The following is a 21,014-nucleotide window of genomic DNA, read 5'->3' on the forward strand; positions in this document are numbered from 1 at the left end:
ATTTGACACGAGGAACCCTTGAAGCTGTTTTTTCAGCTAAACCAAGGCTAGTCTTAGCCTTGGCTCTCTAGCCTCACAACTCCAAGCCTCTTATCAAATGAAATGCTTGTCTTAGACTCCTTACTTTCTCTCTCCTAAATGTAAGGGATAGAGTGATTTCCTTTAAGGAACAGCTTCCCATTTAGCGAGAAATAGATTATACTTGTAGCTGAGGAGAATGAAGCTCCTCACTAGTAAACTCTTCATAATCCTTTTTATTTTTCTGAAGATATTGTTTGAAAGATGTGAGTTTCCACGGATGGGTTTGTGGAGGGACATACTTGCGTCTTTCTTTTTTTGTTCTGGTTCTGATTCAAAGTTTTTCGAATAGAGTTCATGAACTAGTAGCTCCTTTGTGTGATAGATCTTGTCAGCGATATTGAGGTAGATGTCACCGTCAACTTCTTTTATAACGAATGCTTTCGTCTTTCTGCTGAAGTAGACTTCTTTTCCTTGTTCAACAGGGATATAGCAACGATTTTGGAATCGGATATGGTGTCCACTATCGACGACTCTCTCCGCCAGTCTAGCCAGAATGAGATTTCGTTCAGAGGGCTTAGGAGCCTCCTCAAAGACAGAGAGTTTTGTCTTGTTTCCAAACTGTTCATTAAAGGTTTGAATGTAGGAAAGAAGGAAAGTATTGGCTTCTTCCAAGGTATGAATATTGTTTCGTTCCAGTTCAATAGGCAGGCGAGATTGTAGTGCCTGATTGAGTCTTTCGACTCTCCCTTTAGCTTGAGGGATAGCGGTTGTCTCAAGGAGAATCCCCAGTTGGTGACAGGCGTATCCAAACTGTGTATGGGTATCGTCCTCCATTTTCTTAGAGTTGGAGGCTTGATAGGTAAAGACCGTTCTCTTATCTGTTTTAATTTGAAGGGGAATGCCGTGATTGGCTAATATTTGTTCAAGGACATGATAGTAAGCATTCAAGTTCTCTTTTTTATCAAAATAAGCCCCTAGGATATTGCCGGAAGCATCATCAATGGCTAAGTGTAAGTTAGAGGTTTCTGCTCCAAACCAGGCATGAGGGCTAGCCTCCATTTGGATGAGTTCTCCAGCAAATTTCTTTCTGGGTCTACTAGGATGTAGCTTTTTAGTGTCTTCCAGGAAATCTTTAGCGGACGGTAAGATTGGATTGTCTAGGGGATGATTGCGGTTCAGTTTAGCTTGTTTTCTTAGTCTCTTCTTTGTCTTTCTGTGAGACTTGGGAGAGAGGATGTTTTCCTTATAGAGTATTTTTCTAACAGTTGTATCAGAGAGCTGAATTCCCTCTTCTTCAGCTAGTAATTCACAGAAATGAAGGACATTTGGTTTATATGTTTCATAGGAGAGGTATTTCTTTAGGACACGTTCTTTGATTTCATCAGGGATTGCATGTTTTGGTTTTCGATTTCTGTTTCCGTGTCTGAAGGCTTCTTTTCCTTTCTGTTGATAGGCTAGTAGCAGACGATTGATTTGTCTTTCAGAAAGATTCAGTTCGACACAGGCTCGATTCTTTGTTTTCTTTCCTTGGTCTATAGCTTTTATCACAAGATATTTTTTCGTTTCATTCATATTCAGTTGGATTCTTTTCATACGACTATTTTATCAAATGGGACATTTTCACGTTCGATTTACTAAATGAAAGTTATATAATGAAGTTAGCCACCCAGCCCTCCTAAAAATTAGATGGTTCAACTAGCTGAAAGTGTAGACATAAGAAAACACCTCTGTGTTATACTTGTTGTTCAACCACAAACACAAGAAAGGCACAGAGATGCGATATTTTAAAAGAGTTGGATTTCTCCAACTCTTCTCTTTTTAATACACGTTATTTTGATTTGACTGGCTTGTCTTGAGCTGTCTTCAAGGCTGTGGCAATCGTATCTGCATACAATTTTGCTCCTGCTTCAATAGTGCTAGTGTCACTTCCGAAATGGACTTGGTCTGTTCCTGCCCAAATTTCTGGATGCTCTTTCGCAACTTGATTCCAATCTGCTATCGTGATGTAAGGTGTCTTCTCTGCCAATTCTCTCATGTAGGCAGCAGCCTTCTCAACGATGGCATAGGTCTCTTTTGTCTTATCTCCCTCATAAGGAGTCACCAAAACCATATGGTGGCCCTTAGGAAGATTTTTCACGATACTGTCCCAGTCTTCCTTGTAATTTTCAGGATTATTTACCCCAGTCGCAATGACCACCATCTTAGGTAAAAATTTATTTTGGCTATTGTTTATCATGATTTCATTGGCAGTCTTGGTTGTTCTGCTGACCTGCGCGTTAATTTGTGCTCCAGGAAGAGCTGTCTGCAGGGCTGTATTTGCCCTTAAAGCCACCGAGTCACCAATTAACATAGTGCCATCAGCAATTCCTAAACTATCAGCTTCTGCTCGTTCTGCTATCACTTTTGTTTGGGCAATAGTACTAGCAGCTTGCTTCAAGCCATTGACAGTTAAGTCTGTCTCAAACGCTCCCACTTGTGGTGCCAACAAAGTCACTAAGAAGACAATGAAGGCCAAGATTCCCGTACTTGTTGCAAGAATTGTGTGAATATAAGGCAGGGGACGAAGAGTTTGTAAAATAGGTGTGTTCTTGCCTGCAATCCAAGGTTCCAATACATAAAATGAAAGACTGGCAAATCCATAAGAAAAAATCAAAGTTAATAACACAGCAAGAAGATTTGAGGTCAACTGTGAGAAAATGATGTAGAAAGGCCAATGGAAGAGATAAACTGCATAGCTAGTATCCGCTAAAAAGCTAATCATCTTTGTCTCTTGTATATGATGTGTCTTTTCATGTAAGACACGCGCCGCCAGAATCATAGCAAGAGCTGCAAGGCTAGCAAGTAAGAAGCCCATAAGATAGGCAAAAAGATAGGTAAATTTGACAAAGAAGGTCAAAATGAGTAAGAAGCCAAAACCTCCTCCAAAAACCAAAAGGGTCTTGCGTAAATCCCAGATTTTATCCAACTGCTTGACGAGGGAAGTCGTCTGACGAACGCCTACAATCGTTGCTAGGATACTTCCCAAAAAGAATGGATAGACATGAGTTAAACTGGAGAAGTAAACAGAGGAATAAGAGGTCACTAGAAAACTACCAATAAACATGGAGAAGAAGCTGATTAAAAAGGCAGCAGCTGATAAGAGAAAAACCATCCCCTTCAATTGACCATTTGATTTAGCCTGTTTGGATAAGAACCAAACTGCCAATCCCCAGAGGATATAGTAGTGAACCTCAACGGCCAAGCTCCAATTATGAACAAACAAGTGAGGAATGAACTGTGATTCATAACTCCCACCTGTTAGAAGTTCATAGAAGTTAGTCATAAAGCCTAAGACACCCGCAATCTGACCGCCAATTCCAGCTACATAGTCTTGACGAACCAAGAAAGTAAAGGGCATGGTCACCAAGACCATCAAAACCACAGGTGGCACAATCCGATAAAAGCGTCTTCTAAAAAATCCAAGCAAATCAATTTCATGATTTTTAGAAAATTCTTCGATGAGTAGAGCCGTGATCAAGAAACCTGAAAATGTGAAAAAGACATCTACCCCGAAAAATCCTCCTGGAAAGATGGTCTGAAAGAAGTGATACAAGAGTACCAAAAGTAAACCTGTAATCCTAATCAAGGAAAACCATTTAATGCGCATACGAGTTTATTCTTCCTTTCATTGTACACTTTATTCTATCAAAAAAAGAAGAAAAATCCTAAGAGAAAACTTAGGATTTTTAGCTTATATCAATTCCAGTTTAAAAATTACGCCCTGATTTATTATAGCCATATTTTTCAACAAAATACTCACGGAACTCCAAGAGATTGTCATCCATAATGGCTTGTCGCACTTGCTTCATCAGGTTAAGCAAGAAGTAAAGATTGTGATAGCTAGTCAAGCGAATACCAAAGGTTTCATCAGCCTTGAGCAGGTGACGAAGGTAGGCGCGTGTATAGTTCTTACATGTGTAGCAATCACACTCAGGATCCAGTGGTGTAAAGTCCTCAGCAAACTGGGCATTTTTGACAACCAAACGTCCCTGACTGGTCATACAAGTCCCATTACGAGCGATACGAGTCGGCAAGACACAGTCAAACATATCTACACCACGAATCACCCCATCAATCAAGCTATCTGGCGCTCCCACACCCATCAAATAGCGAGGTTTATTTTCAGGTAGCAGTTGGGTTGTGAAGTCCAAGACGGCATTCATCTCTTCGTGGGTTTCTCCAACTGCTAAACCACCAATAGAGTAGCCTGGGAAATCCATGCTGACAAGGTCGTGAGCCGATTGACGGCGAAGATCTTCAAATCCAGCCCCCTGCACAATCCCAAATAACCCTTGGTCATGCGGACGACGGTGAGCCTTCAAACCACGCTCAGCCCAACGGCTGGTACGCTCGATTGATTTCTTAACGTAGTCGTAAGGTTGATAAAACTGAGGACATTCGTCAAAGGACATCATGATGTCTGAGCCCAAATTATTCTGAATAGAAATGGCTTTTTCTGGGGACAAGAACATCTTAGAACCATTGAGATGGTTTTTAAAGGTTACTCCTTCTTCTGTGATATTACGGCTATCTGCTAAGGAATAAACCTGAAAACCACCACTATCTGTCAAGATAGGCTGGTCCCAATTCATGAACTTGTGGAGACCACCTGCGCGTGCGATGAGTTCATCTCCAGGACGAAGCCAGAGATGATAGGTGTTTGACAGGATAATTCCCGAACCCATCTCCTTCAATTCTTCAGGCGACTGAGTTTTGACAGTGGCTTGTGTCCCAACTGGCATAAACATAGGTGTTGGGAAGGTACCGTGGGGAGTGATGATTTCTCCCAGACGAGCTCCCGTGTGTTTTTCTTTCTTAATCAAACGATATTTGATTGGTGAATCTGACATTTTTTACCTCCGAAGCTGGGAAAAACAGTCCCAGTTCATACTTTGTGCCCAAGGGCATACTGTATGATTTTATCAAAAAAAGCTGGAACTGTCACGAACTATGGTGTATAATGAGAGAATGAAATACCCAAAAATTGATTTAAAAACCATTCGTCTGCAAGCTAGACAATTTCAGGCTGAAAATCCCCGTCTCTTTCTCGTCTATCTCTTACCTAGCATGCTGATCATTTTGTCTGGCTTCCTCAATCCCTTAGAGCGCATCAACGAGAGTGTTTTAGAACAACCCTTTTTAAGCGTGTTTGGCCATGTATTCCAAGCCTACCTTTTTCCTCTATTAGTCTCCTTTATCGGAACAATACTTCTGACCAGTTCAGTCTATACAACGCTGAAACTCATCAAGAATCCAGATACAGAACTATCCGTCAAAAATAGTCTCACTCTCTTTAACGAAGAGCACTTTTCACAAACCTTTTTGACTCTACTTCTCAAACGTTTCTATCTCTTCTTATGGAGCATTCCTAGTTTACTCGGGATTTACTTTCTCTTTTACAGTAGCTTTTTAGCCAAGAAATTCGTTGTCCTTCATCCTGAGTTTCCTAATCTGGATCTCTCGTCAGTTGAAACTGAACGTTTCCTCATGACCTTTGGTCTCTATTTTCTAGCAAGTATCCTCTTGATGATTGTCGGAAATAGTCTCTATATTCCACAATACTATGCCTATTCGCAGGTAGAATTTCTCCTCTGTGACACCCTAGACTTGGGCCAAGCTAAACCAGGGCAAATCCTTAAAACCAGCCGTTTCCTGATGAAAGGCTATAAGTTTCAGCGTTTTGTACTAGACTTACAACTCCTTCCTTGGTACTTCCTCAATTGGATTACCTTTGGAATTGCTAGTTTTTCACTCCTACCCTACATTAAAATCAATAAAATGATTTTTTACCGAGCAGTACTGGCTCGAAAACGTCCAAAAGCTTGAAGGTGGCCCCTCAAGCTTTTTTCTATCAATGAGTTTCTCCACCTACCAACTTGAGATCCTGATCTCCATGTTCTATAATAGCCCCGATTGCCGCTTCTATCCCTCGCCTAATATCCACTAAACTCATAGCTGGAGTAGTCGGTCGATTCACCACCTGTTCCATCATATAAGGAATGTGCATAAAACCTGCCTTAACATGTGGAAATTTCTTTTCTACCAAATAGAGAGCCTGATACATCAAATGATTGCAGACAAAAGTCCCTGCCGTATTTGAAACAGAGGCCGGCAAGCCCTCTTTTTTTATAGCTTGGACCATCGCTTTAATCGGCAGACTACTAAAGTAAGCCGGAGCACCATCTGGACGAATGGGAAGGTCAATCGGCTGATTACCTTCGTTATCAGGAATGCGTGCATCGTCTTGATTTATAGCCACTCGCTCAGGTGTCAAGCTGGTTCTTCCACCTGCTTGGCCGATACAAAGGACAAAGTCCGGTTGATAACGACTCATTTCTTCTTCCAATACTTGGGCCGATTTGTGAAAGACTGTTGGCACTTCTAGCCAACGGACCTCAGCACCATGGATTTCAGCTGGTAAACCTTTAATGGCCTCCAAAGCTGGATTGACCTTTTCCCCTCCAAAGGGCTCAAAACCTGTCACTAATACTTTCATTTCTAACTCCTTACAACCAATTCCATGAAACTATTTTCTTAAAAACAAGTATAACATATTTCCCTTATTCTGGAGTGAAAAGGACTAGAGAGGATCAGACCGGCATTAAAGTTTATTTAAAGAGAAAAATACTAATCAAGGCCAAAATAGCTGGTCCACCTTGCTTCAAAATAATTTTCTTATCTGCTGTGAGAGAGCCATAAGCCGCAGCACCAATCACAAATAAAACAAAAATAGTCACAATTTCTAAATTCTGTGAGAAATAAATCCCATACAAGAGAAAGACTCCTAACAGAGCATTATAAATCCCTTGATTTTTAAACAATGAACTTACAGACGGACGAGCCAGTTCTTCCTTTTCCATGTTAAATACTCGACTGGTTGCATCTGATTGCGTTGCAATACTTTCCAAATAAAAAATGTAAAAATGCTCCAAAGCAACAATCGTTGCTAAAATGATTGTAATAATTGACATCTATTTCTCCTTAAATTTCTATATTTTCAATACCCAAAACCAATTTATTTACTAAACGGCTGAGTTCTGTTCTTTCAGACTCTGTTAAGATACTTTCCATCTCTTCCTTAACCTTGATATGCTGCAGAGGCGGATTCACAACTAACTGCTCTTTGGCATACTTCGTAGCCTCCACCAACACTTCTCGCTGATTTTCAGGATTACGATGACGCTCCACCAAACCTTCCTTTCCCAGAATTTTGAAATGTCGGGTCAAAGCAGCCTGATCAATCTTCAAACGCTCCTGAACCGCTATTTGATTACAAGGGGAATGCTTCAGCAGAAACAGTAAAATCTGATACCGTGTCAAACTAATCCCAAGTTTTTTTTTAAACAATTGCGTACTCGCTTGCTCAGACAAGCGGAGTTGATAAAGCAGATCTTGAATCTCTATCATTTCTTCCTCCTTTTTATTGATTGATCAATAGTTGACTAATCAGGTATAATGCAAAGTAAAATAAATTGCAAGAATGTTGCTTGGATTATTACAAGATGGTAACTTCCCATTCAAATTGACAAAGAAAAAACGAACGAGACTCGCTTCCTATCATGAAAGCTAGATCTCATTCGTAAAAAATGATATTACCAAGTCTGGTTTATCCATTCATTGAAACGTGAACATGGTCATAGTGGTTTTCTGTCACACTACCTCGATCTGGCATTGGGTTCCAAGTATTAGCTGGTCCATATTTGCTATCGAATGGAGCATAGAAACGTTGTTTCCAGATGATGTAACTAATTCCTCGGCTAGCCATATTTTGAATAGCGTATTCCGCAATCTTATCCCCTAGTTCTGAGCTTTCTGGTACCATAAAGTCGATAGCCAAACCTTTTCCGTGATCTCCACTGTCTCCTGGACGGTAACCACTAAAGGATGTGATGCCAAACAAGTTAGCAATTTCTTCTTTAAAGGCAGCTGTTTGTGGTTGAAGGCCTGCATTTTCAGATTTCGCTACCGCAAGTCCAGCATAATCGGGCGCTGCTGGAGCTGCGTAAGTTGTTGCAACTGTTTTCTTCTCTTCTGGTTGATAAGTAGAAACTGCTGTTGTAGCTTCATTTGATGAGGCTTCTTTTGCTTCTTCTGAACTTGTTGCAGTTGTTTCAGGTGCTGTTTCTTCTACTGGTATTGTAGTTGCTTCCACTGCTGATTCAGCTTGAGGGCTGGCTTGTGTTTCCTCTTTCTCAGCTGGAATTGTTGCCTGAGGAGCTGCCTCTGCAACTGCATTGCTTGTCTCGGCTGTTTGCTCCTCTGACGTTGAAGTATTTGTAGATGGTGCTACTTCTTTTACAGTAGCAACTGTCTCTGCAACTTCTGAATTTGTTGCCACTTCTTTTGTACTTGTAGTTTCTACCGCTTTTGGAGCTTCTGCAATTGGTTGAGAAAGGTCTGCAACCTGAACAGTTTGATCATCTACGGTCACTTGATTGGTTGTCAAATCTGCTGTCGCAGTTGTCACTTCTTCACTAGAGTCTGCTTGAGGAGTTTGGATTTCAACTTCTGTTACTTCTTCAGCTTCATTGACAGTCGTTGTCAAAACAGTTTCTGGGAAAATCAAGTCCATATTAGTGATTTTATTCAAATTCGCAAGAACTGTGACATCTACACCCAAGGCTTCTGCAATGGTGCTCAAGGTATCACCATACTGAACGGTATAACTTGTTTTGTTGTCCGTTTTAGTCAAATCATTTTGGATTTGCTCAACACTACGTGCAGCCCAAAGAACTTCTTCTGCTTGAGTTGCCAATACTGGGGCAAATGACAAGGCTACTGTTGAGGCTAATAATATTCTTTTCTTCATTCTTTCAAATTCCTTTCAAATGAGTACCTGTCTATGATAACACAAAAAATGCAGAAAAAAAGCCCTCTCGGGCCTATTTAATAGAACTGTCTATTCCTTGTAACAAACTCGGTTACTTGAAATAGTTTGTTAGGTCTCTGTCACAAAACTGACATAATCTTTTTATTGCTCAGCCTCAAAAATACGGGAAATATCTGCTAACGCTTGAATCCTGTGATTACCTTCATAAGTCGACTCTAAAAAGTTGAGGCTTTGAATCCCACTATTCTGGGCAAATTCCACATCCAGAGTCCGATCCCCTATATAATAAGTATTGTCAGGATTCAACTGATGCTTGTCTATCAGATAGGTAGCCGCTTCTGAACTTGGCTTCCGCGCAAAGCCACTCTGACTGGTTAAAATCTCTGTGAAATAGGATTCCAAACCCAAATCTCTGAGAATGGCAAAAGCATTATCTCCCTTATGAGTGTAAACAAACTGCTGAATTCCTGATTCCTCTGCCCAAGCTAGCACATCACGCGCACCTGGCATCAAAACTACCTGAGCATTCTTCTCAGCCAGACTCTGGGCACGCACCTGATTTAGCACCTCGACATCCAGTTTTCGCTCTTCCGCAACTTTCTCCAGCAAATCCTGCACAGAAAACTTGAGAATAAACTCTCTCACCTGCTCCTTATCATAAGGAATAGAAAACTGAGCAAAAGTTTCCTCAATTCCTGACAAAATCGCTTCGTAAGAGTCCAATAAAGTCCCGTCTAAATCCCAAATAAAAGCTGTTTTTTGCATTTCCTATCCTTTCAAGCTCACATAGCGCTGGTAACGATAGCGTAGAAATAACCAGCGAAAACCATTATCCAAAAGGGTTCCGGCCCAAATACCGGGCAAGCCCCAACCAAGCACAATCCCCATCAGATATCCTGTTCCAATGCGGATACACCACATTCCTATACTTGTCGCATAAAAGGGAAGCCGAGCATTGCCCAAACCCTGCCAGACTGCTGTATAGATGACTGTTCCTATCGTCATAGGAGTACCAAGTAGTGAAAAAAGTGTCACTAGTACACTAGCCTCCACCGCTAGAGAATCAGTCGTATAGAGATGAGTTAGTGGTATACCCAAAGCATAGATACTGAAGGTCAAGGGTAACATGAGGACCAGAGAAAGCCAAAAGGCTTGTTTACTCAACTTATCTACTCTATTCCAATTATCCTCTCCAACCGCTCGAGCCACCAGCATGACCGTTGCCGTAGCGACGCCAAAGGCAGGCATGTAGTTAAACTGGGTCAAGACTTCTCCGACTGCATTCCCAGCAACTACCTCTGTTCCAAAAGAAACAACCAAGGCAATGATCACGACATCTCCAGCTCGCATCATCAGTCGCTCTCCAGCTGCTGGTATTGCCAAAGTCAGTAAGTCTTTATCCAGTCCAAAAGTTGGCTTCGCATAAGGAAGTTTTAATTGTAACCATAAAATCACAAGACCTACCAAACGAGACAGAATTGTCCCCCAAGCAACACCAGCTATCCCCATACCCAGAACAAAAATAGCTAGACTTGAAAAAAGAATATTCAAGGCATTGGATAAAAGACTCACATAGAGGGGCAAACGTGGATTATGCATTGCACGAATCAAGGCACCCAGACTGGTCATCAAGCCCAAAAGAACAATCGATCCGCCTACCAAGGATAGGTAGAGTCCACCACTCTCAGCTACATCTCTCTCCGTCCCCAAAAGTCCTATCATCTCTTTCCCAGCAAAGATAGACAAAGATCCTAAAAGGAAACTTAATAGTAAGGTAATCTTCAACGCCTCAGTCACATGATAGGCTAGCTTAGACTGATTCTTCTGCCCTAAACTTTTTGAAATAACACTGGAAATAGCAGCTCCCAGAGCGATGAAAATCGCCTGGTAAATCGTGATAATATTGCCAGCTACTGAAACACCTGAAATAGCGATTAAGCCCAAGTGAGCGACCAAATAACTATCCACCATCCCCATGAGCATCTGCAAAAAGTTTTCACCCATAGCTGGCAATGCAATATTAAGAATGTCTTTATTTTTCTTAAACAATCTCTCCTCCTGATGAAAAGAAACTCAGTTGGTTTCCCAACCGAGTTTACTCCCTCTGTCTTAAAGTCCTAGATAAGCCTCCACCGCTGCTTGCATATCAGTAGCTGCCACGGTTGTCTTGTGACGAACTGGAGATGTTTCAAGGCCATCAACTGCTGGTGGTACTGCAACACCTGAAATTTCATGTAATTGAGCCAAGGCTTCAAAGTCTGTTAAACCTACTTTCCCTGTTACAGCCTCTACTGCAACCACTGGGAACTTATAAGGACTAGCTGTTGAAGCAATCACTGTCTTAGTCACATCGCCAGTAGCCACTTGGTATTTCTTATAAACTGCCGAGGCAACCGCCGTATGTGGATCCTCGATATAAGAATCTGACTCGTAGACACGCTTGATTTCTGCTGCCGTTTCTTCTTCAGTCGCATATTCAGCCGCGAAGAGTTCCAGAATCTCTGCATCAAAGTCTGTCAATTCATATTGTCCTTGTGTATTCAAGGCATTCATGAGTTCAGCTGTCTTAACCGCATCATTTCCCAAAAGATGGAAAATCAAGCGCTCTAAGTTTGAAGATACCAAGATATCCATAGATGGACTAGTTGTTACTTTAAACTCACGTTTCTTGTCGTAAACACGTGTCTTGAAGAAGTCTGTCAAGACATTGTTGTCATTTGAAGCACAAATTAATTTGCCAACTGGCAAACCAATTTGCTTAGCATAAAAGGCAGCTAAGATATTTCCAAAGTTTCCTGTTGGTACTGTGAAGTTAACCTTTTCACCAGCCACAATTTCACCAGTCTTAACCAACTGAGCGTAGGCATAAACATAATAAACAATTTGTGGTACCAAACGACCAATGTTCATAGAGTTAGCTGATGAAAATTGTAACTTGTTAGCAGCCAATTTTTCACGAAGGGCTACATCGTTAAACATATGCTTCACATTTGTTTGAGCATCATCAAAGTTACCATCAATAGCGATAACATGAGTATTATCACCAGTCTGAGTAGTCATTTGCAACTCTTGAACCTTGCTGACACCATCCTTTGGATAAAAGACGATAATCTCAGTTCCAGGCACATCCGCAAACCCTGCCATAGCAGCTTTCCCAGTATCACCAGATGTCGCTGTTAAGATGACAATCTTGTTCTCCAAACCATGCTTCTTAGCAGCTGTTGTCATAAAGTATGGCAAAATAGACAAGGCCATATCCTTAAAAGCAATTGTTGAACCATGGAACAGTTCCAAATTGTATTGGCCGTCTAATTTCACCAAAGGCGCTATAGCTGGAATATCAAACTTGCTATCGTAGGCATTGTTGATACAGTAGTCCAACTCCTCAGCTGTAAAGTCATCTAAAAATGCTGACAAAACTAACTTAGCAACTTCCTGGTAAGAAGCATCTTTCAATTTGTCAAAGTCCAAATCTACCTTTGGATAAGTAAGCGGTGCAAACAAACCACCATCCGTCGCCAAACCTTGCAAAATAGCTTGGCTAGCAGTTACTGTATTGTTGGCATCACGCGTTGATTGATAAACTAATGTCATTACTCTCTATCCTTTATCTATAGTCTCATCCATTATATCATGATTTTTCAGAAAATTCTCCTTTTATAAGAGAAATTATAGGCCCAATTCTTCTTTCAAAGGCTGTAAATAGCTTGTTTCTTGCTTATTTCTCATCTCCAGTCCTTCGCAAGCTAGCAGGAGTATGTGTTTGGAAAATTCAATAATCGCAGTTTCTTCCTCATTTGTAAGCTTTTTCTTAGAAAATTGTCGTCTTAAAAACTTGTAATTTCGCCCAAATTCTTTAAAGAAAGTCGCTGTTTCTAAGTAAGCTTCTAACTTATCTAAATTAACCAACAATCCTAAGTGAAAAGCTGCAGAAGCGAAGGTTCTCTCTAGAGGTTGAGTACACACACTACGAAACTCAACTGTACCCCGAGTCGTTAAGTCTTGGTACTGATAACTACGATGAGTTTCAAAATCCTTCTCTTGAGGGTAAATAAGAATCTCATCCCCATTAAGAGCATATGCTTGGATTTCAGTTGTAGCCAAATAGTCCCTTGCCTGAATCGGATAAAAATAATAGGTTTGCCCATCGCGTTCCGCAGTAAAAATTGCAGAATGATCTAGATAATCAAAAAAATCATCCTCATCTTTAAAGAGCCTAGCATTGACACCAACATTCTCTGGATATATACCATGCATCGATTCTTCCCAGAAAATATCCCTTGAAATTTTCGTATCCCAATTCTCACCTGAAAACTCAGAATTGGCAAGTAAATAAGCCTTAGCCCCTTCAATTTGGGTAAAAGCATTAATCACTCGTAAGTAGTTAGACTTTGAAACATCCAACTGAACCTGACTCCCACAGATAAAAGCACCATATTCAGGGAAATGATGCAAGTCTGATTCAGCCATATTTCTACTCAAATTCAAATAGTCCACTAACATCTGATAACGTGGATAAGCAACTGGAGTATTCTCATTTTTATTCCAGTTGGGATGAATACCGCAGCCAACGATAGCATGATTGGATTCGCCTAATTTTCTCTGAATTACATCCATATAATTATTAAAACGATTTTCGACCTCTTGAATTGTTTCAGCCTTACCAAATGCAAACTCAATCGTAGTATAGGAAACTTCAAATAAAATAACATCCTGACTTGCTGGCTCCACTAACTGAATAGGAGTCCCAAAATCATCAACCTTTTCGACAGTAAAATCCAAAGCAGAAACTAAATATCGGAATAAGTACTTGATAACTTCAACATCTGTAGCATCCCCTTCCAAGTTTACAACAGGATATTCCAGCTCAATCCCGACAAACAATTCAGGATTTTCTTTAATATTTTTCAAATACCGATGTTTTAATAAATCGATAGAACGAGACATACTTCCCTACACTTTCATAATCTAAATAAAATTTGAATAACTATTATTATACCAAAAATAATATAAAAAAGGAACGAAGATTTACAACGTTCCTTAACTCTATACTATACCGGCGGCCGGGGTCGAACCGGCACGTCCTTGCGGACACTGGATTTTGAGTTCCATAACTACATTTTTTAAATATTATAACCTTGATTTAATAGGGTTTTAAGACTTTTGAATCTTGCAAAATAGACTCATTTTTCAAATTTTAGTAATTTTTTGGTAACACTCCATAACTTATCTCCCAAGAGCATCATCAATACTTCCAGCATACTGAATGTTTTGTTTAGCGAGATCAATTTGAAAATCCGATAATTAAGGTAAGTGTTTTTTATTATTTTAACAAAAACAACTCTTTAGCCCAAGAATTTGATAATTCATTTTCTAACAAAACTTTTTCTTGCCATATACCAGAGTATTTTAACACCAAAAATATCGCAGATTTTTTATGGTGTGTAAGTGCGCCTTTCTATTTTTTATCAAGAACTTCTTAAAATAATTAGGCCGTATAACGGCCTAATTATTATCTAACAAGCATAATACACTCAAACTCTTTATTTCTAAAAGAATTATATAAATCAATGCTCACGAGAGTTCCATTTAAATGCAAAATTTGAAATAAAGATAAGTACAACTACCCAACAAATTAAAGCAAACACACTTGATTCAGATATTTGAAATTTTTCAAGTTTTATAAAATATTCTGTGTTAGCACCTATAAAAGAAAATCTCGTGATGTAACTCATAATTTTATTGCTCATATCAGATGAAAGCATAGGCAAAAAAGTAGCTATAATCAAGACAATCATACTAAATAATGTTGCATGAGTTTGGGTCTTAGAAAACAAACCTATAGATAAATTCAACAGAATAAATGCTAACGTAGTCAATACTACTACAACAAAATACGTTAGCCAATTTGGAATAGAGACTCCAAAAATTACAGGCATGAACAAAGCCGATAAAACAGAAAAAATAAAAGGGAATGAAATGACAGAAATTATATAATTATATTTTGTAACACCACTCAATATCAATGTTCTTAAATTCTTCTTCTCTTTTTCTTCAGAAATCATCATTGAGGTAAAAGAACCAGCTGTCATACTATAAATCAAACTAAGTCCCATGTTTAAAAAATACAATTCGCCATGAATCATAGGGATAGCTTGTAAAATAGCAAAATCAACAAACGGTGTAGCTACACATACAACTAACAAAACTCTATTGCTAATTAAGTATTCCCAACGTAACCATAAAAGTGTCATCAATCTATACATTTTTTGAATCCTCCGAAATCTTTATAAAAATATCCTCAAGCGTATTTTCTAAAGTATGCACACTAGCTACATCAGAACCACCCAAATATCTAGCAGCCTCTGCTTGAGACACCATTATCGAATCTCCATTTTTAAAACGAATAACAGCCTTATCTTGCTGACTATATTTATCTATGATTTCTTGAGGAGAACCATATTCTAATATATGACCTGAATTCAACAATGATATACGGTCACAAATTTTAGTAGCTTCACTCATATCATGAGTTGTTAAAAATATTGTTGTTCCCTCATTTTTTAAATTCATCAGAATATCATGTACTTTATTTGATAAAGCAGGGTCCAACCCCGATGTAGGTTCATCTAAAAAAAGAATTTTAGGATGATGCAAAATTGACCGAATAAGAAGCATACGCTGTTTCATACCAGTTGATAGTTTTTCTGCCTTCTTATCTTTATCTTCAAATAATTCCAGTTCCTTCAACAAAACATCAAGTTTATCTAAACTCACATTGTGATACTTAGCAAAGAATTGCAAGTTCTTATAAACTGTCATCTTTCCATAGAATCCAACAGTATCACTCATTATACCAATATTTAAAAAATCCGAAGGAAGTAACTGATTAGACTCTTTATTTAAAATATAAGCTTTTCCGCTATCCTGTGATAACTGTCCTGTCAAAATATTTATAGTCGTCGTTTTACCAGCACCAGAAGGACCTAGAAAACCAAAGATTTCCCCTTCCTTAATGTCAAACGAAATGTCCTCTAAAGCGATTTTATTGCCAAAACGCTTAGAAAGATTGTCCACTTTTATCATTTTGTTCTCCTTTTTTAACAAAAATACTTGAATCATTAGAAATAATATTAAAATATAAATACATTATAACTATGGAGGTGAATTACATGCTTGCTGCTGCTATCGCATACAACGTTACTAAAGTTGTCATCATTGCTGGTGTTGCTTATTATGTGTCTACTCACTAATAATCAAATGCTATAATAAAAAAGCTAAATGTAAAATCATTCAACAAAAATATACTCATCTTTATCTATTGAGATTTAATCTTATAAACCATCAATCTGCATTAAAATAATCATAAACCTCTTTAAAGAGAGTTTGCAATATTTCTTGCTCCTCTTCATCTAAATTATATTCAGAGACTAGCTCGTCCATATAGTCAAATGCAGTGAGATGATTTTTAATTCCATGCATGACAATAGCAAATTTCAGATCATTTAGTTCCGTTTTATTAAACTCTTTTAACTTCTTCATATCAATTCTAGTGATTGGATGAGGAATAACATCTAGAGTACTGTAAATCGTTTTTCCTAGTAAATAATCTGTCGTGGTATCAAATAGTTTCGCTAATTTGACAACAGCTTCTAAATTAGGTTCTAAAGTTCCATTCTCCCAACGAGAATAAGTACCTTGTTGTACACCAATCATCTCAGAAACTTGTACCTGAGTTAACTTCTTACTCTTTCTCAGTTCCTTAAGACGATCTCCAAAAGAATTATTATTAAACATTGTTTCCTCTTTAATATTCGATTCTGTATATTTTGTCTTGACAAAATATTCTAAACGGTATAAAATAGAATTATTCCATCAGGAATATTTATTTTAAGATTAAATATTCCATTGAGAATATTATAGCATAAAAGGAGGTAAAAGCGTATGTAACTAATAGTTCGATTTAAAAAATTTTAATAAAGGAGGTAAGATTCGACAAAATAAAAAAATCTTGAAACAAATGTGCCGTTCGTTCCAAGATCAAAACATATTATGTAACAATTATACCACAGAAAACTCTTCAGTTGCACAAGAAAATTTCGGAGGTTTCACAAAAAGATGACCAATAAAGAGTTAGTCAATCAAATTTCTGGCCTAAACTCTACCTCTACTCTTAAAAATTGGATTCAACTGATTAAAGAGATAAGTGGCAAGGAATTTAAAAAAATTAAAATTCCTATCAGTAGAAATCCCAGAACTCATCAATTAAGTTATACAGTTGCCTATGATTTTACAGACGAAGACCTTAGACAATTTCAAAAGTTAGCTAAACTAAAACTTGAAATAGGTCTAAAAGAGGCTATACAATCCGTATTTGGGAGTCTAGCAGACAATGAGCAAGAATCCCTAAACCAAGTAATAGATGAGCTCTACGATGAACTGAGCGCCTTAAAACAGGAATTTAAGCGAGAAATGCGACTGATAAAAATTGAGAATTCCAACCTAAAAAAGAAAATCCAAGATATTGAAGAGTCGATGCAAACCGGCTTACTAGGGTTTGTTAACAAGAGGTCAAAAAATAGGTTCGGCTAATAGCGAGTTTTCGGCTGAGCCATGAGGCAGAAAGCCGAAAATGAGCGTAGATGCGGACGGACCATTTTTGACCGATAGGGTGTGTAGTAACACCACCCTCTGCAAGTTAGGTGTACCATCGAAAGAATTCAGTATTGCCAAGGGTTTCGCAGATTTTAAGGGTGGCAAAATTAGGCAAAAAGTTGAATCAAAATCTATGGCAAAAAATGAACATTTACGTTCTGTATTTGACTGGATTCAAATTCAGTTTGATAAGACTGAATTTTCGCCAAGAGAAATAATCGAAGACATTCTATTTCTTGACTATGACCTATTTATTGAGAATATAGGGAGCCTTAAATACTATAACTATGATAGCCAGCTTCATTATGGAAATATCCGTATCTACTATGGAGCGAAAGAGTCGTCCTACATGCTTGTCATGTCAGGACAGGCACTCGAGTTCTATAGAGATATGGTATTAGATCCAAATAGTCTGTCCGAAAGACAGTTTCTGAACAACCTCTACTACAATTACAATCAATTTTCAGTAAGACGAATTGATATTGCAATAGATGATTTTAATGAAACACCCTATTTCACTCCTAATCAGCTTCTAAAGATTTGTCAGAAGAAACGCTTTATATATGGAAAAAGTACCTACTACAATACCTACGGAGATGAAACAATCGGCCAGACCTTATATTTGAGAAAACCCAATGATGACGAAAGACTTAGAATTTACGATAAACGCTTAGAACGAGCTGAGAAGCTCGGTATCAGCAAGCGGTATATAGAAAATTGGATAAGAACTGAGTTAGAACTTAGGAAAGAAAAAGCTCACTACTTCATTCAAGAATGGTTGCATTCAGAAATAGATCTTCTCAACTTTACCAAGGGATATCTCAAAGAAAAAGTGAGGTTCTATAGTGATAGCTATTTCTCAAAACCTTTGAGATCTTGGGAAAAGTTTTTAGGCCATTCAAAACCCGTCTCTATCATTATTTCAAAATCAAAAACAGAACTAGAACAAAAATTAGAATGGTTTACCTATAAAGGTTCAGGAGCTATTCTAAAAGCGTATAAATTTCTATACGACAATAACTTACTGCATGAGTATGAGAAAGCTAACTATCTCGCACTCAACAATATGGAATATCCACCAGATTTAGCAAGTGGATTAATAGAAAGAGCAATACTCTTTAAACGAGAGGATTTGATCCCTACAATCAAAGAAAATATTAAAAGGAGAAATTAACTATGGCAAAAATGCTTTCACAAAATGACTGGAATTTTAATAACATTGGAACAAAATTTGAATTGGATGAAGTCATTCCAAAATTTGAAACGGAAGTCCGAGCAGATGCAAACGGAGAAATTATCAAAAACCGAGATGGTAGCGAAAGACGTTTTAATACCGATAAAATCATTGGTTGGAAATACAATGTAACAATCAAGGATGGACAATTCAAAAAGAAATCAACCCAAGTCTCAGTAGACAATCCAGATGCCTTGGTTGATAATGACTATATCCAAGCAATGGATGAAGTACCAGTTACATTTGACAATTTACAAGCTACTATGATTAGCACGACAATGTATTACAAGGCTGATGCTATCCATTTAGTAGATGTAAAACAAAAATAAGTAAAATACAAGGGGAGTTAATCCTCCCCTTAGTTAATCTAATTAGAAAAGGAGATCACATGATTAAAACTGTAACAAAAGATGACCTTATCGAACTTGGATTTGCTCCAGGAACTGCAAGAAAGATTATCCATACCGGCAAATTACTATTAGTGAATCGTGGTTTTAACATCTACGATAACAAAAGGATTGGTACAATTCCAGCCAGTGTCGCAGAAGAACTATTAGGAATTGAACTCCAGAAAGAAGCGTAGCTTATGGCTTTACGTAAAAGTAGAGACGGAACTTGGATTGTTGATGTTTCCAATGGTATAAATCCAATATCTCTAAAACAACGTAGAATTGTAAGAAAAGGATTCAAAACTAAAAAAGAAGCATTGGAGGCCGAACAATACTTACGAAGTGTCGAACTTAAAGAAAAAAGTTTCAACTCAAAAATATCAATTGATATCCTTTATGATCTCTTAAAAGAAGAGGATAGAATAAACAACAGAAAACAAAGCTATATAGATACACAAGAAAACAACTATAACAGGCATATAAAAAACTATTTTGAAAAAGTTGATGATGTAGCTAAATTAACTTATGAAGATATCTATCAATTCAGAGAACATCTAAGAGATAAAAATACTCAAAACTCAGAAAAGAAGCTAAGTCCAAACACTATTAATAAAATTATAATTTTACTAAAGAAAATTCTGGATGTTGGATTAAGAAAGGGATTTTACAAGGAACATCCCGTAGGATTACTGAAAAAATTACCCATAGAAAAAGTAAAATTAAATTTCTGGACAGTAAAAGAATTTAAGCATTTCTTAACACTATTTAGCAACGATGAATACAATATAAAATTACTATTCACAGTTCTATTTTTTACTGGTCTAAGACTCGGAGAAGCTCTTGCTCTAACGTGGAAGGACATAGAGTTTTCTACAAATACAATCCATGTAAGTAAATCAATATACGTTAAAAAAGGTGAAGAACACATTAGTAGTACAAAGACAAAAGCTGGAACCCGAAGAATCATCATGAACACCAAACTAGTGGAGACACTAGAAGAATGGAGGCAAACACAGCATGAAAGATTAAAAGAATTTACAACCAACCTAGATGATCTACAGATATTTCAAAATAGCCCGATTACGATAACTAAGGATTCAATCGAAAAACAATATAAAAAAATATTACAAAGAGATAGTTCTTTAAAAAAAATAAGAATTCATGACTTCAGGCATTCACATGCTTCCCTACTAATAAACCAAGGAGAAGATTATCTTGTCGTAAAAGAAAGATTAGGACATGCTTCTATAACTACAACAATAGATACATACTCTCATTTGTATCCAAGCAAGCAACAAAAATTAGCGGATAAATTAGATGATTTGTTATAAAACTAGTAATTTTAAGTAACTCAGCGTTACAAATTCAACAAATAAAAGAAAAAGACAAGGTCCGAAAACCTTGTCTTTAATACTATACCGGCGGCCGGGGTCGAACCGGCACGTCCTTGCGGACACTGGATTTTGAGTCCAGCGCGTCTGCCAATTCCGCCACGCCGGCAAATAGTAACTGGGGTAGCTGGATTCGAACCAACGCATGAGGGAGTCAAAGTCCCTTGCCTTACCGCTTGGCTATACCCCAATAATATAAAATAGGCGAGTGATGGGGATCGAACCCACGCATGCCAGAGCCACAATCTGGTGTGTTAACCACTTCACCACACCCGCCATAATTCTATTAACACGGGCAGTAGGAATTGAACCCACACTGAAGGTTTTGGAGACCTTAGTTCTACCTTTAAACTATGCCCGTAAAATGGAAGGGGAGGGATTCGAACCCCCGAACCCGAAGGAGCGGATTTACAGTCCGCCGCGTTTAGCCTCTTCGCTACCCTTCCAAAATATAT

At 38.1% G+C, this 21,014-nt stretch carries 19 protein-coding genes, 5 tRNA genes and 1 pseudogene; 6 read left to right on the plus strand and 19 right to left on the minus strand.

Annotation, left to right across the window (positions count from 1 at the left end; all coding sequences use genetic code 11):
• Positions 1–196: 196 nt before the first annotated feature.
• The 3 genes and pseudogenes from QMQ21_RS18180 to tgt form a co-directional block, all read right to left on the minus strand.
• Positions 197–1,593: pseudogene (locus QMQ21_RS18180) on the minus strand (ISNCY family transposase).
• A 256-nt stretch (positions 1,594–1,849) separates the two neighbouring features.
• Complete coding sequence (locus tag QMQ21_RS18185) at positions 1,850–3,667, minus strand: acyltransferase family protein (protein WP_261814936.1); 1,818 nt, start codon at positions 3,665–3,667, stop codon at positions 1,850–1,852.
• Positions 3,668–3,767: 100 nt separating this feature from the next.
• Positions 3,768–4,910, minus strand: a complete 1,143-nt coding sequence (gene tgt, locus QMQ21_RS18190; protein ID WP_001285237.1) for a tRNA guanosine(34) transglycosylase Tgt — start codon at positions 4,908–4,910, stop codon at positions 3,768–3,770.
• A gap of 118 nt (positions 4,911–5,028) precedes the next feature.
• Between tgt and QMQ21_RS18195 the strand changes: the two genes are divergently transcribed.
• Positions 5,029–5,886: a DUF975 family protein gene (locus QMQ21_RS18195; protein ID WP_000876906.1), complete on the plus strand. Its 858-nt coding sequence runs from the start codon at positions 5,029–5,031 to the stop codon at positions 5,884–5,886.
• Positions 5,887–5,911: 25 nt separating this feature from the next.
• On the opposite strand, the gene pcp is transcribed toward QMQ21_RS18195, so the two are convergent.
• From pcp to QMQ21_RS18250, 11 genes are all read right to left on the minus strand, one after another.
• Positions 5,912–6,556, minus strand: coding sequence for a pyroglutamyl-peptidase I (pcp, locus tag QMQ21_RS18200; protein ID WP_000866923.1), 645 nt, complete (start codon positions 6,554–6,556; stop codon positions 5,912–5,914).
• A 112-nt stretch (positions 6,557–6,668) separates the two neighbouring features.
• A complete protein-coding gene (locus tag QMQ21_RS18205; RefSeq protein WP_143952556.1) occupies positions 6,669–7,031 on the minus strand; it encodes a DUF1304 domain-containing protein in 363 nt (120 codons plus the stop codon).
• Between the two features lie 10 nt (positions 7,032–7,041).
• The gene (locus QMQ21_RS18210; protein ID WP_185952554.1) at positions 7,042–7,467 is read right to left on the minus strand and encodes a MarR family winged helix-turn-helix transcriptional regulator; all 426 of its coding nucleotides are present in this window, start codon (positions 7,465–7,467) and stop codon (positions 7,042–7,044) included.
• 199 nt (positions 7,468–7,666) lie between these two features.
• Positions 7,667–8,869, minus strand: coding sequence for a LysM peptidoglycan-binding domain-containing protein (locus QMQ21_RS18215; protein ID WP_247953594.1), 1,203 nt, complete (start codon positions 8,867–8,869; stop codon positions 7,667–7,669).
• A 162-nt stretch (positions 8,870–9,031) separates the two neighbouring features.
• Complete coding sequence (locus QMQ21_RS18220) at positions 9,032–9,655, minus strand: HAD family hydrolase (protein ID WP_247953593.1); 624 nt, start codon at positions 9,653–9,655, stop codon at positions 9,032–9,034.
• A 3-nt stretch (positions 9,656–9,658) separates the two neighbouring features.
• Positions 9,659–10,939, minus strand: coding sequence for an MATE family efflux transporter (locus QMQ21_RS18225; RefSeq protein ID WP_261203799.1), 1,281 nt, complete (start codon positions 10,937–10,939; stop codon positions 9,659–9,661).
• Positions 10,940–10,999: 60 nt separating this feature from the next.
• Entirely contained in the window at positions 11,000–12,484 is a 1,485-nt protein-coding gene (gene thrC, locus QMQ21_RS18230) for a threonine synthase (RefSeq protein ID WP_261814348.1), read from the minus strand.
• Positions 12,485–12,559: 75 nt separating this feature from the next.
• Positions 12,560–13,837: a glutamate-cysteine ligase family protein gene (locus tag QMQ21_RS18235; RefSeq protein WP_020903672.1), complete on the minus strand. Its 1,278-nt coding sequence runs from the start codon at positions 13,835–13,837 to the stop codon at positions 12,560–12,562.
• A gap of 620 nt (positions 13,838–14,457) precedes the next feature.
• Entirely contained in the window at positions 14,458–15,156 is a 699-nt protein-coding gene (locus QMQ21_RS18240) for an ABC transporter permease (RefSeq protein WP_023919729.1), read from the minus strand.
• A complete protein-coding gene (locus QMQ21_RS18245) occupies positions 15,149–15,976 on the minus strand; it encodes an ABC transporter ATP-binding protein (protein WP_261056628.1) in 828 nt (275 codons plus the stop codon). Before QMQ21_RS18245 ends, QMQ21_RS18240 begins: the two co-directional genes overlap by 8 nt.
• A gap of 258 nt (positions 15,977–16,234) precedes the next feature.
• Positions 16,235–16,687, minus strand: a complete 453-nt coding sequence (locus QMQ21_RS18250; RefSeq protein ID WP_261056627.1) for a helix-turn-helix domain-containing protein — start codon at positions 16,685–16,687, stop codon at positions 16,235–16,237.
• A 321-nt stretch (positions 16,688–17,008) separates the two neighbouring features.
• On the opposite strand from QMQ21_RS18250, the gene QMQ21_RS18255 reads away from it, so the two are divergent.
• From QMQ21_RS18255 to QMQ21_RS18275, 5 genes are read left to right on the plus strand one after another with little or no spacing between them, the layout of a single operon-like run.
• On the plus strand, positions 17,009–17,482 hold the full coding sequence (locus tag QMQ21_RS18255; RefSeq protein WP_049518300.1) for a hypothetical protein: 474 nt from the start codon (positions 17,009–17,011) through the stop codon (positions 17,480–17,482).
• 40 nt (positions 17,483–17,522) lie between these two features.
• Positions 17,523–18,719: a replication initiation factor domain-containing protein gene (locus QMQ21_RS18260; protein ID WP_261814347.1), complete on the plus strand. Its 1,197-nt coding sequence runs from the start codon at positions 17,523–17,525 to the stop codon at positions 18,717–18,719.
• Between the two features lie 2 nt (positions 18,720–18,721).
• The gene (locus QMQ21_RS18265; protein WP_001096843.1) at positions 18,722–19,108 is read left to right on the plus strand and encodes a hypothetical protein; all 387 of its coding nucleotides are present in this window, start codon (positions 18,722–18,724) and stop codon (positions 19,106–19,108) included.
• Between the two features lie 59 nt (positions 19,109–19,167).
• Positions 19,168–19,362 carry a DUF3173 domain-containing protein gene (locus tag QMQ21_RS18270; protein ID WP_000598356.1) on the plus strand — a complete coding sequence of 65 codons (195 nt, stop codon included), beginning with the start codon at positions 19,168–19,170 and terminating at the stop codon, positions 19,360–19,362.
• 3 nt (positions 19,363–19,365) lie between these two features.
• A complete protein-coding gene (locus tag QMQ21_RS18275; protein WP_009732034.1) occupies positions 19,366–20,499 on the plus strand; it encodes a tyrosine-type recombinase/integrase in 1,134 nt (377 codons plus the stop codon).
• An 85-nt stretch (positions 20,500–20,584) separates the two neighbouring features.
• On the opposite strand, the gene QMQ21_RS18280 is transcribed toward QMQ21_RS18275, so the two are convergent.
• The 5 genes from QMQ21_RS18280 to QMQ21_RS18300 all read right to left on the minus strand — a co-directional run bounded on the left by QMQ21_RS18280 (position 20,585) and on the right by QMQ21_RS18300 (position 21,005).
• Positions 20,585–20,668: transfer RNA gene (locus QMQ21_RS18280), tRNA-Leu, on the minus strand.
• 9 nt (positions 20,669–20,677) lie between these two features.
• Positions 20,678–20,749 (minus strand) — tRNA-Gln (locus tag QMQ21_RS18285).
• 13 nt (positions 20,750–20,762) lie between these two features.
• Positions 20,763–20,835 (minus strand) — tRNA-His (locus QMQ21_RS18290).
• A 14-nt stretch (positions 20,836–20,849) separates the two neighbouring features.
• Positions 20,850–20,920, minus strand: a tRNA-Trp gene (locus QMQ21_RS18295).
• 4 nt (positions 20,921–20,924) lie between these two features.
• A tRNA-Tyr gene (locus tag QMQ21_RS18300) sits at positions 20,925–21,005 on the minus strand.
• Positions 21,006–21,014 lie beyond the last annotated feature (9 nt).

The sequence above is a fragment of the Streptococcus bouchesdurhonensis genome (genome assembly GCF_948472335.1).

Excerpts from the sequence above, each read along its gene's own strand:
- QMQ21_RS18270 (WP_000598356.1), top strand. The coding sequence starts at position 19,168 with ATGATTAAAACTGTAACAAAAGATGACCTTATCGAACTTGGATTTGCT.
- QMQ21_RS18215 (WP_247953594.1), bottom strand. The coding sequence starts at position 8,869 with ATGAAGAAAAGAATATTATTAGCCTCAACAGTAGCCTTGTCATTTGCC.
- QMQ21_RS18250 (WP_261056627.1), bottom strand. The coding sequence starts at position 16,687 with ATGTTTAATAATAATTCTTTTGGAGATCGTCTTAAGGAACTGAGAAAG.
- QMQ21_RS18275 (WP_009732034.1), top strand. The coding sequence starts at position 19,366 with ATGGCTTTACGTAAAAGTAGAGACGGAACTTGGATTGTTGATGTTTCC.
- QMQ21_RS18255 (WP_049518300.1), top strand. The coding sequence starts at position 17,009 with ATGACCAATAAAGAGTTAGTCAATCAAATTTCTGGCCTAAACTCTACC.
- QMQ21_RS18240 (WP_023919729.1), bottom strand. The coding sequence starts at position 15,156 with ATGTATAGATTGATGACACTTTTATGGTTACGTTGGGAATACTTAATT.
- QMQ21_RS18205 (WP_143952556.1), bottom strand. The coding sequence starts at position 7,031 with ATGTCAATTATTACAATCATTTTAGCAACGATTGTTGCTTTGGAGCAT.
- QMQ21_RS18260 (WP_261814347.1), top strand. The coding sequence starts at position 17,523 with ATGAGCGTAGATGCGGACGGACCATTTTTGACCGATAGGGTGTGTAGT.
- QMQ21_RS18235 (WP_020903672.1), bottom strand. The coding sequence starts at position 13,837 with ATGTCTCGTTCTATCGATTTATTAAAACATCGGTATTTGAAAAATATT.
- pcp (WP_000866923.1), bottom strand. The coding sequence starts at position 6,556 with ATGAAAGTATTAGTGACAGGTTTTGAGCCCTTTGGAGGGGAAAAGGTC.
- QMQ21_RS18220 (WP_247953593.1), bottom strand. The coding sequence starts at position 9,655 with ATGCAAAAAACAGCTTTTATTTGGGATTTAGACGGGACTTTATTGGAC.
- QMQ21_RS18245 (WP_261056628.1), bottom strand. The coding sequence starts at position 15,976 with ATGATAAAAGTGGACAATCTTTCTAAGCGTTTTGGCAATAAAATCGCT.
- QMQ21_RS18265 (WP_001096843.1), top strand. The coding sequence starts at position 18,722 with ATGGCAAAAATGCTTTCACAAAATGACTGGAATTTTAATAACATTGGA.
- thrC (WP_261814348.1), bottom strand. The coding sequence starts at position 12,484 with ATGACATTAGTTTATCAATCAACGCGTGATGCCAACAATACAGTAACT.
- QMQ21_RS18210 (WP_185952554.1), bottom strand. The coding sequence starts at position 7,467 with ATGATAGAGATTCAAGATCTGCTTTATCAACTCCGCTTGTCTGAGCAA.
- QMQ21_RS18195 (WP_000876906.1), top strand. The coding sequence starts at position 5,029 with ATGAAATACCCAAAAATTGATTTAAAAACCATTCGTCTGCAAGCTAGA.
- QMQ21_RS18185 (WP_261814936.1), bottom strand. The coding sequence starts at position 3,667 with ATGCGCATTAAATGGTTTTCCTTGATTAGGATTACAGGTTTACTTTTG.
- tgt (WP_001285237.1), bottom strand. The coding sequence starts at position 4,910 with ATGTCAGATTCACCAATCAAATATCGTTTGATTAAGAAAGAAAAACAC.